Origin of the sequence: Ruegeria lacuscaerulensis (assembly GCF_013034745.1) — a bacterium.
In the GTDB taxonomy this organism is placed as follows: Bacteria; Pseudomonadota; Alphaproteobacteria; order Rhodobacterales; family Rhodobacteraceae; genus Ruegeria; species Ruegeria lacuscaerulensis_B.
Window position 1 is genome coordinate 479,404 of sequence record NZ_WQGP01000004.1, and the last position, 12,716, is coordinate 492,119.

Genomic DNA, 12,716 nt, shown 5'->3' on the forward strand with positions numbered 1-12,716 from the left:
CATGGGTTGGCTGGGACCAGATGAGCTTGAGGCGTTGCGACTGTCGCTGCGCGTTTCATTCTGGGCGACGCTGGTGACGCTGCCGTTTGGGATATTCGTGGCCTATGCGCTGGCACGTTGGCGGTTTCCGGGGCGGCAGGTATTGAACGGGCTGGTGCATCTACCCTTGATCTTGCCTCCGGTTGTCACCGGGTATTTGCTGTTGCTGACCTTTGGGCTGCATGGGCCGCTAGGACGCGTGCTGGCGGAGGTCGGCATCGTTTTCGCATTCCGTTGGACCGGCGCTGCGCTGGCCGCCGGCATAATGGCCTTTCCGCTGATGGTGCGCGCGATCCGTCTGTCGATCGAGGCGGTTGACCCAAAGCTGGAGCAGGCGGGGGCGACGCTTGGGGCCTCGCGCCTGATGGTCTTCGCAACCGTCACTCTGCCGATGATCCTGCCGGGCGTGATAGCGGGCGCTATTCTGGCTTTTGCCAAGGCGATGGGCGAATTTGGTGCCACGATCACTTTCGTCTCGAACATCCCTGGACAAACCCAGACGTTGCCGTCGGCAGTCTATGCCTTTCTCCAGGTGCCGGGCGGTGAGGCGGCGGCGACCCGACTGGTCGTGATCTCGATTATCATCGCCATGGGCGCGCTTTTGTTGTCGGAATTCATTGGCCGCCGAGTTGCGGCAAGGGTGGCCGGGTCATGAGCCTTTCCGTCCGGTTGCAGCACGATCTACCTCATATCAAACTGGATCTCAGCTTTGATGCACCTTCGGGCGTGACGGTGCTGTTCGGGCGGTCTGGCTCGGGCAAAACCACTGTCGTCAATGCCGTAGCCGGGTTGCTGAAACCTGCCTCGGGCCGCGTGGCCGTGGACGGATGGGAGTTGTTTGACACCGAACAGGGCTTGTGGCTGCCGCCGCATAAACGCCGCCTGGGCTATGTGTTTCAGGAAGGGCGCTTGTTCCCCCACCTGACCGTGCGCCAGAACCTGTCCTACGGGCGTTGGTTCGCACCCAAGGGCGCGCGGCGTGAAAACCCGGACAAAGTGATCGAGATGCTGGGTATCGGCCATCTGCTGGACCGCCGCCCTGCGGGTCTGTCGGGGGGTGAGAAACAGCGCGTGGCGATTGGCCGGGCCTTGCTGGCCAGCCCGCGCCTTATTCTGGCCGACGAGCCTCTGGCCGCTCTGGATGATGCGCGCAAGGGTGAGATTCTGCCCTATTTCGAACGGCTCAGGGATGAGGTCTCGGTCCCAATCCTCTACGTCACCCACTCTGCGGCTGAGGTCGCGCGGCTGGCAACGTCGGTCGTTGCTTTGCAGGACGGCAAGGCGGTGCGCCACGGACCAGCCTCCGAGGTTCTGGCCGACCCGTCGGTTGCGCCTGCGGGTATCCGGGCGGTTGGCGCGGTGTTGCAGGTTCGGGTGTCGAAGCACCATGTGGATGGCCTCACGGAATTGGATGCGGGCGGGGCCAGCCTGTTTCTGCCGCGTATTCCGCATCAAATTGGCGAGACCCTGCGTATCCGCATCCCAGCACAAGAGGTCATCCTGTCGAACAAACCGCCCGAGGGGCTTTCGGCCCTGAACGTGCTGTCTGGCACGGTCGACACGATCCGCGCAGGCGACGGGCCGGGCGCTATCGTGTCGCTGCAAACCACTGCCGGTCCGGTTCTGGCCCGCATCACGCGCCGTTCGGTCGATGCGCTGGGTCTGCAAACCGGGATGCAATGTTATGCGGTCATCAAGACAGTTGCGCTTGCCCCGCATGACGTGGGCGGACGGGTGAATCAAAGCTAACTTCTGGCTTTTGTTATCAATCGGGTAACGCAATCGTGGTCAAGCGTGCGCTTGTAGCTAAATATTTCAATTCGTCTTATGGACCTAAGCCCAGTGGCATCAGGCCTTTAGGACGGAGGTATTTTCGTGAAAGCTATTCTGGCCGCGATTTTTCTGGTCGTCGTCGCAGGGTCCGCGACCGCGCAGTCAAACAGACCGGGGGTGGGGATTTTCCCCACGTTCCAAGTGATTGTCACGCCTGAGGAGGGTGGCGTCTACAGGGTGGAACCGGTCGGCATTTCGTCGGCCCCGGTCTATTGGTGTGGTATTGGGGACTACGCGGTTCAGACCTTGGGCAAGGCAAGAACTCAGCGTATCTACATCGCCGAAGCCTATGTGCCGGGTGCGCGCACCGTCAAATTCTCGTTCGATCCTCCGGCGGACATCGACACGACCCCTGGCTATTCGCTCACTGTTAACCGCGTGGGGGAAAACTTATCTGCGTCGCGGGCCGAAAACCTGTGCTATGATAGCGTTATTGATTTCCGAAGGAAGAAATAGCGCGGCCAATTCGGCCCGATTAAGGACGCAGATGACATCATGGAAAGCGGCGATTGTGGCAATCGCTATTGTAGTGCCGGGCCTGGCACAGGCTGTTGGGGTGGGGTTCAGGTTGAACCCGGCCATTCGGATCAATGTGGCAGACAAGGGCAATGGCGTTTACGAAGTCTCGACGCGGGGAACGTCGGCGCCGGTGGCCTATTGGTGTGGTATTGGCGATTATGCTATTCGGACGCTCAGAACCAAGGCGACCCAGCGCATCTATATCTACCGCGCCTACGAAAAACAGACCCGCACCGTGCAGTTCTCCCTAACGCCGCCGGAGGGCGCGGATACCAGCACGAGTTATTCCGTCACCGTCAAACGTGTGGGCGAAAATCTGTCGGCAGCCTCGGCGCAGGGGTATTGCTTTGACAATTTTCTGGAGTTTGGGTTCTGACCTCAAACCCACTTTGCCAAAGGTGGCAGGCTCATCAGCACAGCATCGGGATCGTGGCCGGTTTCCAGCCCGAACTTGGTGCCCCGATCATAGACTAGGTTGTATTCCGCATAGAGTCCGCGATGCACCAACTGGGTGTTTTTGTCTGCGTCATCAAACCCCTGCACCCGGCGCTTTTCAACAAGCGGTAGGAAGGCAGGCAAAAACGCGCGGCCGATATCCTGAGTCAACGCAAAGTCCGCCGTCCAGTCGCCGGTGCAATAGTCATCCATGAATATCCCGCCCACACCGCGTGCGCGTTTGCGGTGGGGGATATAGAAATACTCATCCGCCCACTCTTTGAGGCGCGGGTAATGTCCCGGCCCATGCGGGTCCAGATGCGCCTTTTGGACGGAGTGGAAATGGTTGGTGTCGTCTTCATATTCGATACACGGGTTCAGGTCCGACCCGCCGCCGAACCACCAGGCATGCGGGGTCCAGAACATTCGGGTATTCATGTGAACCGCCGGGACATGTGGGTTTTGCATATGCGCCACCAGCGAAATGCCCGAAGCCCAGAACCGCGGGTCCTCGGTCATGCCCGGAATGCCCTTGCGCGCTGCCATAGCGTGCTGCGCTCGCTCGCCCAGCGTGCCGTAAACGGTCGAGACGTTGACGCCCACTTTCTCGAACACACGACCGCCGCGCATGACCGACATCAATCCTCCGCCCGCGTCTGACCCATCATCCGAATGGCGCTTGGTTTCCTTGACCTCGAACCGGCCGGGTTGAGCTGCGGCAAAGGGGCCGGTGTCGTGGCTGTCTTCCAGCGCTTCAAACGCGACTACAATGTCGTCGCGCAGTTGGCGGAACCAGGCAGAGGCGGTGGATTTTTCGATCTCGAACATAAGCTTAGTGGGCCGGGGCTGCGACGGGGTCTAGCAGGGTGCGACCGCCGTCAATGGTAAGGATTTGTCCGGTGATGAACCCTGCCGCGTCCGAGGCCAGGAACTGCGCCGTCTCGGTCAATTCGGTCGGGGCGGCAATGCGTGCCAGCGGCGTGTGTTTCTCGATATCATCGCGGAAATCGCGGTTTTCCTTGAGCGTGGACTGCAACGAGGCGCTCATCACCGACCCCAACGCGATCGAGTTTACGCGGATGCGATGCGGGGCGAAGGCCACGGCCAACGATCGCGTCATCTGATCCAACGCGGCGGTCGAGACCGAATAGGCCATCAGGTCCGGGTGCGTACGGCGTGCGGCAATCGAGGAAAGGTTGATGATCGATCCGGCGGGCGCGTCGCCGTCACCGGCCTGTTTGATCATGCGCTTGGCCACAACCTGGCTGAGACGCAGAGCAGGCATCAGGTTCTGATTCAGCAAGGTTTTGACCGAGTCATCATCGGTATCCAGCGGGTCCGACGGGATCACCTGCCGTGAGCCATTGATCAGGATATCCACTTGGTCGAAGGCGTCTATCGTGGCCGAAAGTAGGTTTGCAATGGTCAGTTTTTCACGCAGATCGCCCGCGAAGAAGCGGATGTTGCTGTCATCGGCCTGTTCGCCCAGTTCCTCGGCCAGGCGCTTCTCGTCCATGTCAGCGAACATCACATTGGCGCCTGCATCCGCAAAATGCCGACCGATTGCCAGGCCAACGCCATTGGCGCCGCCGGTCACGATGGCGGTCTTGCCTGTTATGGAAAAGGACATGCGGAACCTCCCTGAGTTGCGCGCAGGTTAACCGGGATCATCGCCGAGGGCGAGAGGCGTGGAACACCTTGAACCGATTGTCTCCGGTCACTTCTTCGACACGCGCGAATGTGTCGTTCAGAGTTGTTTCGTAAGGCAGGTGGCGATTGGCCACCATCCACAGCTCTCCGTGCTTCGCCAGATTGCGCGCAGCGGATTGAATAAAGCCCTGACCCAGCGCGGGGTCTGCGCTGCGCGAAGTGTGAAAGGGCGGGTTCATAACAACCGCGTCCAGCCCCTCGGGCGCACGCCACGTCACGGCGTCCGCCCAATGGAACGATACCTTTTCGTCGGTGACGTTTGTCTTGGCGCAGGTCAGGGCGATGTGGTCTGCCTCAACCAGATACAGACTGCGCAGCCCTTGTTTTTGCAGCAGGTTTGCAGACAGGAAACCCCAGCCCGCGCCCAGATCAGCCACCCTCGCGCCTAGTTTAGCGGGCAATGCGTCCAGCAACAGGGCTGAGGCCGGGTCAACTCCGTCCGCCGAGAACACACCAGGGGCCGTTGTAAACCCGTCCACCACTTGCGACTTGGGCGCAGCCCAATCGGCGAACGCCGCAGGATCCGAGGTGAACCAGAATATCTTGCCATGCGCCTTGGAAATCGGCCCTTCGACTGGAACGCGTTTGCGAATGTCCTTCAGCAGGCTGTCCACCCCGTCGGTTTTGGCTCCGTCCACAACGACTAAGCCTTTAGCCCGCAAGCAAGCCTGATGCACAAGGCTGCGGGCCAGCGCCTTGGCGCGGGGCAGAAAGATCACTGCGTCCTGACACGCCTCTCTGGCCTCGGGTGTGACGTCAAACCCCTGCGCTTCAAAATGGTCGTGGAATGGTTTGAACGGCTGCACCACCTGCGCCTCGCGCGGCATCGCGGACAGGTCGTGGGTTGGTGTCGGACCGATCACTGTCAGCGGCTGTGACAGCGCAAGGCCGCTGTTCAAGGCAAGATCAAGACGAGGGGACATCAGCGATTTACGGGAAGAGTAGGGTTACTCTTCGCGTTCCATGGTGCATTGCAGGGGGTGCTGGTGCCTGCGGGCGAAATCCATCACCTGACCCACTTTGGTCTCGGCAATCTCATGGCTGAAGACGCCAACGACGGCGACGCCTTTCTTGTGCACAGTCAGCATGATCTCGAACGCCTGCGCGTGGGTCATGCCGAAGAAACGTTCAAGCACATGGACCACGAACTCCATCGGGGTGTAGTCATCGTTCAGCAAAAGGACTTTGTACAGCGGCGGGCGTTTGGTCTTTGGGCGCGTCTCGACCAGGACAGACGAGTCACCCTCGTCATCCGATTTGTCAGACATTGTCCATTGGTTTTCAAACATTGCGCGCACCTATACCGATTCAGGCTTCGGTTTATCTGAGCGGTTATATAACGTCCAAGGGGCCAGAGAAAAGAGCCAGCAGGACGCAAATGCAATGGAAAACAAGCTGACCATCGTCGGGTTCGATGCAGATGACACGCTGTGGCACAATGAGCGTTTCTTTCAACTGACACAGGCGCATTTTGCCGATCTGCTTGCAGATCACGCCGAGCGGGATCACCTGATGGACCGTCTTCTGGCCGCAGAAAAGCGCAATATCCGCCATTATGGTTATGGAATCAAAGGCTTCACCCTGTCGATGATCGAGACAGCGATTGAGGTGACGGAAGACCGTGTGCCTGCCTTGGTCATTCGCCAATTGATCGAAGCCGGGCAAGAGATGTTGGCCCACCCCATCGAATTGCTGCCCCATGCTCGCGAAGCGATTGAGGCCGTCGCGACGACTCACAAGGTTGTTTTGATCACCAAAGGTGACCTGATCGACCAAGAGCGCAAGCTGGCCCAATCAGGTTTGGGCGAGTTGTTCGATGAGGTCGAGATCGTGTCGGAAAAGACCGCGGCGACATACACTGAGATTTTCGCGCGTCACGGGGATGGGCCGGAACATGCGATGATGGTTGGCAATTCGATGCGGTCCGATGTGGTCGCCCCGATTCAGGCTGGGTGTTGGGGCGTCTATGTACCCCACGGGCTGATATGGGAGATCGAAGAAGCCGAGGTCCCATCCACCTCACAGCGCTACAAAGAGCTGCGGGATCTTGGGGAGTTGTCGGGGTTCATCAACACGTTTTCCTGATGTTGCCGAATGGCCCCAGTTACAAAAAAATGATGCCAAGGGGCGTGGAGGCGCTGCGTCAGGCGCTGATCTAGTGGGTGCGCGGTGGTTCTATTCTACATATTGTGGTGCGACACGCCTTGAAACAAACGACGATTTAGCCAGCTTTCGGTTTCTTTCGCGCGACCTCTGTGTTACGCTGGTGGGCAATAAAATAAATGATTTGCTGACCGGGAAAACCCGGCGGCCCGAGGTAGACAGAGGCAAAGATCGTGCAGGTTCGGCGGACAGTTCCGGCCCGAATGGGCTTATTTCTTATAGCATTCGTATGGCTGCTTTCCTTGGTGCCGGTGCAATCGGTTGCCGCGCCTTACGCAGCGATGGTGATTGACGCACGTACGGGCGAGGTGCTGCATTCGCGCAATGCTGACACTCGGCTGCACCCTGCGTCACTGACCAAGATGATGACGCTCTATATAGCTTTCGAGGCCGTTCGGAATGGCGAGATCGAGCTGGACACGCAAGTTCGCATCACCAAGGCCGCGGCGGCGGAACCTCCGTCCAAGTTGGGTTTGCGCTCGGGGCAGCGGATTGCGTTCCGGTATCTGATCCGCGCAGCGGCGGTGAAGTCTGCCAATGACGCGGCGACGGCCATCGGGATCGCCATCAGCGGGTCCGAAGCAGCATTTGCCCGCCGCATGACCCGCACCGCCAAAGCAATGGGTATGAGCCGCACGACCTTCAAGAACGCCCATGGCCTGACCGAGTCGGGCCACCTGTCCACGGCGCGAGACATGACCACTCTGGGGCGGCATCTGCTGTATGATTACCCGCAATATTACAACCTGTTCTCGCGTCGTTCGACCGATGCCGGGATCAAGACGGTGCCCAATACGAACCGCCGCCTTTTGGCCGCCTATAAAGGCGCGGACGGGATCAAGACCGGCTACACGCGGGCTGCGGGTTTCAACCTTGTGGCCTCGGCCAAGCGCAAGGATGAACGGATCATCGCTACCGTCTTTGGCGGCAAATCGGGTGCATCGCGCAATGCCAAAGTGGCAGAATTGCTGGATATGGGCTTCCGCCGCGCTCCGTCGCGCGCGCCCATTCGCAAGCCTTCGCGTCCGGCTTATGCGGGCAATGCAGGGCTGAATGTGCAGGTTGCGCGACTGGTCGGTGCCCCGACCACCAGCCTGCGTCCGGTTTTGCGCCCAAGCGCGGCGACTGTGCAGTTGGCCGGGGCCGTCGCGGCCACGGCTGCGCAGCATGATACACGCATCCAGAATGGGATCGCCGCAGCCATCGCGCAGGCGGATGTGCAGGCTCCAACGGGGGACACACCGCGCCCCGCAGCGCGCCCGGATAGCCTGGTTCTGGCCTCGACCGACCCGAATGTGCAGCCAGAACCCGAGCCCGAAATCGTCACCCGTCTGTCGACGTCGGGTGGACATTTGTGGGGTGTGAATGTGGGTCGCTACACAACGCGATACGAGGCCGAGAAGGTGCTGTTGAAAACCGCTCTGGCGGAAATGACCACTCTGGAAGGCACGTTGCGCAAAGTGAACCAAAGCGCGCGCGGCTTCGATGCGACGTTTCAGGGCATGACCCGCGAACAGGCCGATCTGGCGTGCCGCAGGCTGCAGGCCCGCAACGTCACCTGTTTCATGATCGGGCCGTCATAAGACCCGACATTCTCTCTCCTGGTTGGATTTGGCTGCGAGGAAACTCGCAGCCTTTTTTTGGCGCTTTATACAGGACATCAGCGCTTCAGTCGAACACATGGCCGTGCTGATACTGCTCATCCTGCCCGGCCGCGGCGGTCAGCGCGGCGACATTATCCTTGGTGAAAAAGCCATCATATTTGTGGCAACGTTCGATATATTCGGTGATCAGCAGCGTGTTTTTCGAGTGTTTCGAGAAGATCTGCTTAAGGTTCGGATCATCCTTACATTCACCCACCACATGGGCCAGAAATGGCACGCCCTTATCCTTGAGCGTATTCACCACGAAATCCACGTTCTTTTCACCCGCGCCGTGATCGCCATCCTGAACTTCGACCGCCATGTGATGCAGGCGACGGCCGAAATTGCGGACAAAATCCTCGGTCGGCATCGGCAGCTTGGCGAAGGAATTCACGAAGGACGGCGTGTTGTTGGCGGTGAACACTTTGGCAGGCGATTTCTTGTCATCATCTACGTTTGGGTTTCGGTTCACATTGGTGGACGAATTCATCTCAGAGATGTTGTACGCCCCCCAGAAATAGTAGGGCACCATGGTCAGAAATTCGAGGATCGCGTCCTCACGCTCGCCGGCCAGAACCCGCGTGGCGAGGTGGTCAATGCCCAGCATCAGCGGTGCAATCTTGCTGTCCGCACCAAATGCGGCGGCCTGATCCAGACGGGCTTTTTCGTCGTCGCTCAGCAAAATCCGGTCGCCTAGGCCCAGGCTGTCGGTGTCGTTGAAATCCAGCGTCGAATAGCCCACCCGGTTGCAGGTGAAATCCGACGGGGTTGTGAAGCGCAGGCCATCCAGCGTGTAGAACGGGTTTTCGGTGTCCCCAGAATATTCGAATCGAATATTCTGATCCTGCAGCGTTTGGGTCAGCGCAGTCAGGTCGGAAGCGGCAAAAACCTCTCCGACATAGCGGGTCTGCGGGGTCTTCCGCGCCAGCGGATACATACGGTTGATGCGGGGTATAAAGTCTTCGAACGATGGATTGAGTGGCGCCATCACAACCAGCGCCGGATAGTCGGGATGCGAGTGCAGGACCGAGAATTTATGTGTGTGCCCCAGATAGCTGGCCGTGTGGCGATAGGGTGTCATCACGTAGAGCTCGACCAGAGTGTCAAACAGCGCATCAGTTTCCACCTGTATCACGATTGCCTTCATCGCCCCGACCAGATCGGCAACGCCCGAGCTGGTGCGGCGTTCGTAGATTTTGGGCAGATATTCGGTGAAAAAATCCGAGTTTTTCTTGTCCCCGCGCGGTTGGTAAGACATCAGATCGAAAGACATTAAGCTATCTCCTTGCTCCTGCGCCTTGCAGCTGGCACAGGGTGTTGCCGGGATTGTGGTATTCAGAACATGGACTTGTGGTCATGCTAGGGGCTGAAACTGACCCCGGCAACACCAAGGGTGTAGCCGCTTCGTTTTAAGCCAATCTTATCAGCGAATGAACTTCGTCACCTCGACCCCACCTGCAATCAGGTTTTCGCGCACCGAGGCCGCGATTTGCACTGCCGTTGGGCCATCTCCGTGCAGGCAGATGGTGTCGATCGAAGTTTCAAGCCGTTTGCCGGATTCAGTGATGATGGCTCCTTCGCGCACCATGTTCAGGATGCGTGGCCCGGCTAGATCCGGGTCATGGATGACAGCGCCGGGCAGACTGCGATCCACCAGCGTTCCGTCGTCATTATAGGCGCGGTCGGCAAAAATCTCTCCGACCCATTTGCAGCCAAGGTCGCGTACAGCTTCTTCCTGTTTGGTGACGGCCAGCACCATGATGATGATATCGGGGTCCACGTCCAACGCACCCTGATAGCAGGCGCGCGCCATATCCACATCAACCGAGCACATATTGGCCAACGCGCCGTGCAATTTCAGATGCCGGACTTTGGTACCAACCGCCTGCGCCATACCCAACGCGGCCCCCAGTTGATAGCGCACCAGATTGCGCAGGGACGCATGTGGTATTTTCATGTTGCGGCGACCAAAGCCCTGTAGATCGGGAAAGCCGGGATGCGCACCGATTCCAACGCCGTTTTCTGCGGCCAGCGTCATCGTCTGCGCCATCACATCCCAGTCGCCTGCATGAAAGCCACATGCGATATTGGCCGAGGTGATGATCTTCAGCAGGCTGTCATCATCGCCCATCTTCCAGGGGCCAAAGCTTTCCCCCATATCCGCATTCAGATCGACGCTGGGCATCGGCAATTCTCCTTTATTCGGTGGCTGAGATCACTCCGCCGATTAACTGGTAAGACAGAAGGTCCGGGATGTCGCGTGGATCGCGAATCATCGGCTCAACACGGCCGGGTAGCCGCTCCAGATCGGCCAAATAGGCGGCGTGCAGGGTGATAGCCTCTTCCAGAGACACAAACTCGAACCGTATCTCTCCCCCAGCCGGGGTTTGCGCCGCGCGGGCGACGTCGCAGGGCAGCACGGTTGCGATGCGGGGATAGCCGCCCGTTGTCTGACATTCGGGGAGCAGGATGAAAGGATTGCCCGTGCCGGTCATCTGAATGTCTCCGGGAGTGATAACCTCGGACAGGATATTGAGCTGCCCATTGGCGGCAAAGCCCTCGCCCGCGCTTTCAAGCTGCATCCCCATCCGGTTCGCTCGCGCGCCCCGCTGGAAACCGGTCAGCGCGAACCGATCCAGCGTGTCCTGATCGAACAGAGAAGTCTGGAAGCTGGCCAAAACGCGAAGACGCCCCCCGGAAAACCTATCATCGGGCCGCAGCTTCATACCCGCTCGTCCAGCCCCGCCTTTGGCAGGCAACTGATCTCCGGCCTGAACGGCCCGCCCGACTTTGGCGGTCAGATGGGCCGCGCGAGACCCCAGAAACCGAGGCGTATCAATCCCGCCGCTCAGGTGGAGGTAGCCATACGTGCCTTGCGTGGCCGCCCCAATGGACAGACGTTGACCTGGCTCCAACCTGTGCGAGGCGTTCCACATGGCCGGACTGCCATCAATGCTGGCCTGCATCGGTGCACCGGTCAGGGCGATATCAGTGCCCAGAGTAGCTTCGAATTCGCCACCCATTCCAGCCATTTCCAACGCAGCCAAGTCCGGGCTTTGCGCCAACAGCGCTGCGCCTTCGTGAAGGGCGGTGATATCCGCAGCCCCCGAACGCGACAGACCCTGATCCAGATATCCGGTGCGGCCTTGATCCTGAATGGTGCAGGCGGGACCGATGCGCAGAACTGACAGGCTCATCCTTCGATCTCCTGACACGTCGCGCCGCCCATCCCGTCTCCATTGTCTGCGCGGATGGCGTTCAACTCATCGGCAGATATGGGAACGAATTGCATCTCGTCACCGGGTCTTAGGGCAAAGCTGTCGGGCGCATCTGGACGGAAGCATCGGAACGCCGTTTGCCCCACATGCCGCCAGCCCGTGGGTGTAGGCCCCGAAAACAGAACGAATTGCGATATGGCTAGAACCAGGGCACCTTCAGGCACCATAGGGGTCAGATCCTTGAGGCGCGGAATGTTGAATTCCGGCCCAAGCGGCCCGAGGTAAGGTTGCCCAGGGGCAAAACCAATGGTCAGTACCCGCACCCGCGTGGCACTGAGGCGCTGCACAGCCTCGGCCGGTTCCAGACCAGCGGCCTGGGCGGCGTCATCCAATTGCGGCGCAAGCTCACCACCATAAACAGTAGGGACGGTCCAAAGCCTGCGACCCGCAGGCATCGCCGCTTTGTACCAGTCCTGTTGTGCTAACAGGTGTGTCAACCGGTCCTTGATGTCAGAATGCGGCAGCACGGCCGGATCAAAACGAACATAGGCCGACGCCAATGAGGCTGATGTCTCAAGAACGCCGGCCCAGTTTAACGCATCGATTGCCCCCCGAAATGCCAATGCCGCCCTGTTGGAAGGTTCAGCCATGGTATCTGCAAATGAGATCAGCAGCCCGTCGAGGCCAACGGTGCGAATACAGGGAAAAGTGTCAGCGTATTTAGAGGTCATTTCATGATGCGCGCTTATCCTGACTGCGACCTGACCCCATTAGGTCAGATTGCGCAAGGTTAAGCTGGGGCTGTTCGGTTGAAATTGGTTTTTTTGGCGCGGTCCACTTGGTTTTGGGTGGGCGGATTCCGAGTCGAATCCACCCTTCGACTCGGGGGTTATTGTGGCCAAACAGGTATCATCCACTATATATAGACTGGATTGGAGGTTCGCCGTGTGCGTACTTAGGTGATTGCGATGGGTGGACGCAGGTTTCCGTCATCGAAGTGCAGCCTAAGTTCTTGTGATAAATAAAAGAAAAAGAGTTTTGCAAAAAAATTTCGCTTTTTGTCATTTTGCTGTTGCAGAGGCCATCGGTAAACCTTAGAACCCCCTTCACCGGCGCTGCTGAGGCGGTGCTGGGGCGCTGGAGACGGTGCTGACGG

Annotated in this window: 15 protein-coding genes; 6 read left to right on the forward strand and 9 right to left on the reverse strand. The window is 59.1% G+C overall.

Annotation, left to right across the window (positions count from 1 at the left end):
* Position 1 precedes the first annotated feature (1 nt).
* The 4 genes from modB to GOV79_RS11000 all read left to right on the forward strand — a co-directional run bounded on the left by modB (position 2) and on the right by GOV79_RS11000 (position 2,767).
* The gene (gene modB / locus GOV79_RS10985) at positions 2 to 694 is read left to right on the forward strand and encodes a molybdate ABC transporter permease subunit (protein ID WP_170789801.1); all 693 of its coding nucleotides are present in this window, start codon (positions 2 to 4) and stop codon (positions 692 to 694) included.
* Positions 691 to 1,788 (forward strand): molybdenum ABC transporter ATP-binding protein, encoded by a 1,098-nt coding sequence (modC, locus tag GOV79_RS10990; protein ID WP_170789802.1) that lies wholly within the window; start codon positions 691 to 693, stop codon positions 1,786 to 1,788. The genes modB and modC overlap by 4 nt, the downstream gene beginning before the upstream one ends.
* A gap of 126 nt (positions 1,789 to 1,914) precedes the next feature.
* Positions 1,915 to 2,328 (forward strand): hypothetical protein, encoded by a 414-nt coding sequence (locus tag GOV79_RS10995; protein ID WP_170775789.1) that lies wholly within the window; start codon positions 1,915 to 1,917, stop codon positions 2,326 to 2,328.
* A 31-nt stretch (positions 2,329 to 2,359) separates the two neighbouring features.
* Positions 2,360 to 2,767: a hypothetical protein gene (locus tag GOV79_RS11000; protein WP_170775791.1), complete on the forward strand. Its 408-nt coding sequence runs from the start codon at positions 2,360 to 2,362 to the stop codon at positions 2,765 to 2,767.
* 2 nt (positions 2,768 to 2,769) lie between these two features.
* Here the strand turns inward: GOV79_RS11000 and hemF are convergent, their stop codons facing one another.
* Genes hemF through clpS form a run of 4 tightly spaced genes read right to left on the reverse strand, consistent with a single transcriptional unit; the run spans position 2,770 to position 5,825 of the window.
* A complete protein-coding gene (hemF, locus tag GOV79_RS11005) occupies positions 2,770 to 3,654 on the reverse strand; it encodes an oxygen-dependent coproporphyrinogen oxidase (RefSeq protein WP_170789803.1) in 885 nt (294 codons plus the stop codon).
* Positions 3,655 to 3,658: 4 nt separating this feature from the next.
* Positions 3,659 to 4,456 carry an SDR family NAD(P)-dependent oxidoreductase gene (locus GOV79_RS11010; RefSeq protein ID WP_170775794.1) on the reverse strand — a complete coding sequence of 266 codons (798 nt, stop codon included), beginning with the start codon at positions 4,454 to 4,456 and terminating at the stop codon, positions 3,659 to 3,661.
* A 37-nt stretch (positions 4,457 to 4,493) separates the two neighbouring features.
* A complete protein-coding gene (locus GOV79_RS11015; protein WP_170789804.1) occupies positions 4,494 to 5,459 on the reverse strand; it encodes a class I SAM-dependent methyltransferase in 966 nt (321 codons plus the stop codon).
* Between the two features lie 24 nt (positions 5,460 to 5,483).
* A complete protein-coding gene (clpS, locus tag GOV79_RS11020; protein ID WP_170789805.1) occupies positions 5,484 to 5,825 on the reverse strand; it encodes an ATP-dependent Clp protease adapter ClpS in 342 nt (113 codons plus the stop codon).
* A 94-nt stretch (positions 5,826 to 5,919) separates the two neighbouring features.
* Between clpS and GOV79_RS11025 the strand changes: the two genes are divergently transcribed.
* Both GOV79_RS11025 and GOV79_RS11030 read left to right on the forward strand, forming a co-directional pair.
* Positions 5,920 to 6,621, forward strand: coding sequence for an HAD family hydrolase (locus tag GOV79_RS11025; RefSeq protein WP_170789806.1), 702 nt, complete (start codon positions 5,920 to 5,922; stop codon positions 6,619 to 6,621).
* Between the two features lie 281 nt (positions 6,622 to 6,902).
* Positions 6,903 to 8,282 carry a D-alanyl-D-alanine carboxypeptidase family protein gene (locus tag GOV79_RS11030; protein WP_170789807.1) on the forward strand — a complete coding sequence of 460 codons (1,380 nt, stop codon included), beginning with the start codon at positions 6,903 to 6,905 and terminating at the stop codon, positions 8,280 to 8,282.
* A gap of 85 nt (positions 8,283 to 8,367) precedes the next feature.
* Here GOV79_RS11030 and GOV79_RS11035 read toward each other — a convergent pair whose 3' ends face one another.
* From GOV79_RS11035 to GOV79_RS22265, 5 genes are all read right to left on the reverse strand, one after another.
* On the reverse strand, positions 8,368 to 9,615 hold the full coding sequence (locus tag GOV79_RS11035) for a hypothetical protein (RefSeq protein WP_170789808.1): 1,248 nt from the start codon (positions 9,613 to 9,615) through the stop codon (positions 8,368 to 8,370).
* 150 nt (positions 9,616 to 9,765) lie between these two features.
* Positions 9,766 to 10,527, reverse strand: coding sequence for a LamB/YcsF family protein (locus tag GOV79_RS11040; protein ID WP_170789809.1), 762 nt, complete (start codon positions 10,525 to 10,527; stop codon positions 9,766 to 9,768).
* A gap of 13 nt (positions 10,528 to 10,540) precedes the next feature.
* Positions 10,541 to 11,539, reverse strand: coding sequence for a 5-oxoprolinase subunit C family protein (locus tag GOV79_RS11045; RefSeq protein WP_170789810.1), 999 nt, complete (start codon positions 11,537 to 11,539; stop codon positions 10,541 to 10,543).
* On the reverse strand, positions 11,536 to 12,291 hold the full coding sequence (locus GOV79_RS11050; RefSeq protein ID WP_170775810.1) for a 5-oxoprolinase subunit B family protein: 756 nt from the start codon (positions 12,289 to 12,291) through the stop codon (positions 11,536 to 11,538). The genes GOV79_RS11045 and GOV79_RS11050 overlap by 4 nt, the downstream gene beginning before the upstream one ends.
* A gap of 224 nt (positions 12,292 to 12,515) precedes the next feature.
* A partial coding sequence (locus GOV79_RS22265; RefSeq protein ID WP_214648128.1) for a hypothetical protein occupies positions 12,516 to 12,716 on the reverse strand: 201 nt, incomplete at its 5' end.

Bases quoted from the DNA above. Each gene is read 5' to 3' on its own strand.
- GOV79_RS11050 (WP_170775810.1), bottom strand. From the start codon at position 12,291: ATGACCTCTAAATACGCTGACACTTTTCCCTGTATTCGCACCGTTGGC.
- GOV79_RS11000 (WP_170775791.1), top strand. From the start codon at position 2,360: ATGACATCATGGAAAGCGGCGATTGTGGCAATCGCTATTGTAGTGCCG.
- modC (WP_170789802.1), top strand. From the start codon at position 691: ATGAGCCTTTCCGTCCGGTTGCAGCACGATCTACCTCATATCAAACTG.
- GOV79_RS11010 (WP_170775794.1), bottom strand. From the start codon at position 4,456: ATGTCCTTTTCCATAACAGGCAAGACCGCCATCGTGACCGGCGGCGCC.
- GOV79_RS11035 (WP_170789808.1), bottom strand. From the start codon at position 9,615: ATGTCTTTCGATCTGATGTCTTACCAACCGCGCGGGGACAAGAAAAAC.
- hemF (WP_170789803.1), bottom strand. From the start codon at position 3,654: ATGTTCGAGATCGAAAAATCCACCGCCTCTGCCTGGTTCCGCCAACTG.
- GOV79_RS11030 (WP_170789807.1), top strand. From the start codon at position 6,903: ATGGGCTTATTTCTTATAGCATTCGTATGGCTGCTTTCCTTGGTGCCG.
- clpS (WP_170789805.1), bottom strand. From the start codon at position 5,825: ATGTTTGAAAACCAATGGACAATGTCTGACAAATCGGATGACGAGGGT.
- GOV79_RS11045 (WP_170789810.1), bottom strand. From the start codon at position 11,539: ATGAGCCTGTCAGTTCTGCGCATCGGTCCCGCCTGCACCATTCAGGAT.
- GOV79_RS11025 (WP_170789806.1), top strand. From the start codon at position 5,920: ATGGAAAACAAGCTGACCATCGTCGGGTTCGATGCAGATGACACGCTG.
- GOV79_RS11040 (WP_170789809.1), bottom strand. From the start codon at position 10,527: ATGCCCAGCGTCGATCTGAATGCGGATATGGGGGAAAGCTTTGGCCCC.
- modB (WP_170789801.1), top strand. From the start codon at position 2: ATGGGTTGGCTGGGACCAGATGAGCTTGAGGCGTTGCGACTGTCGCTG.
- GOV79_RS11015 (WP_170789804.1), bottom strand. From the start codon at position 5,459: ATGTCCCCTCGTCTTGATCTTGCCTTGAACAGCGGCCTTGCGCTGTCA.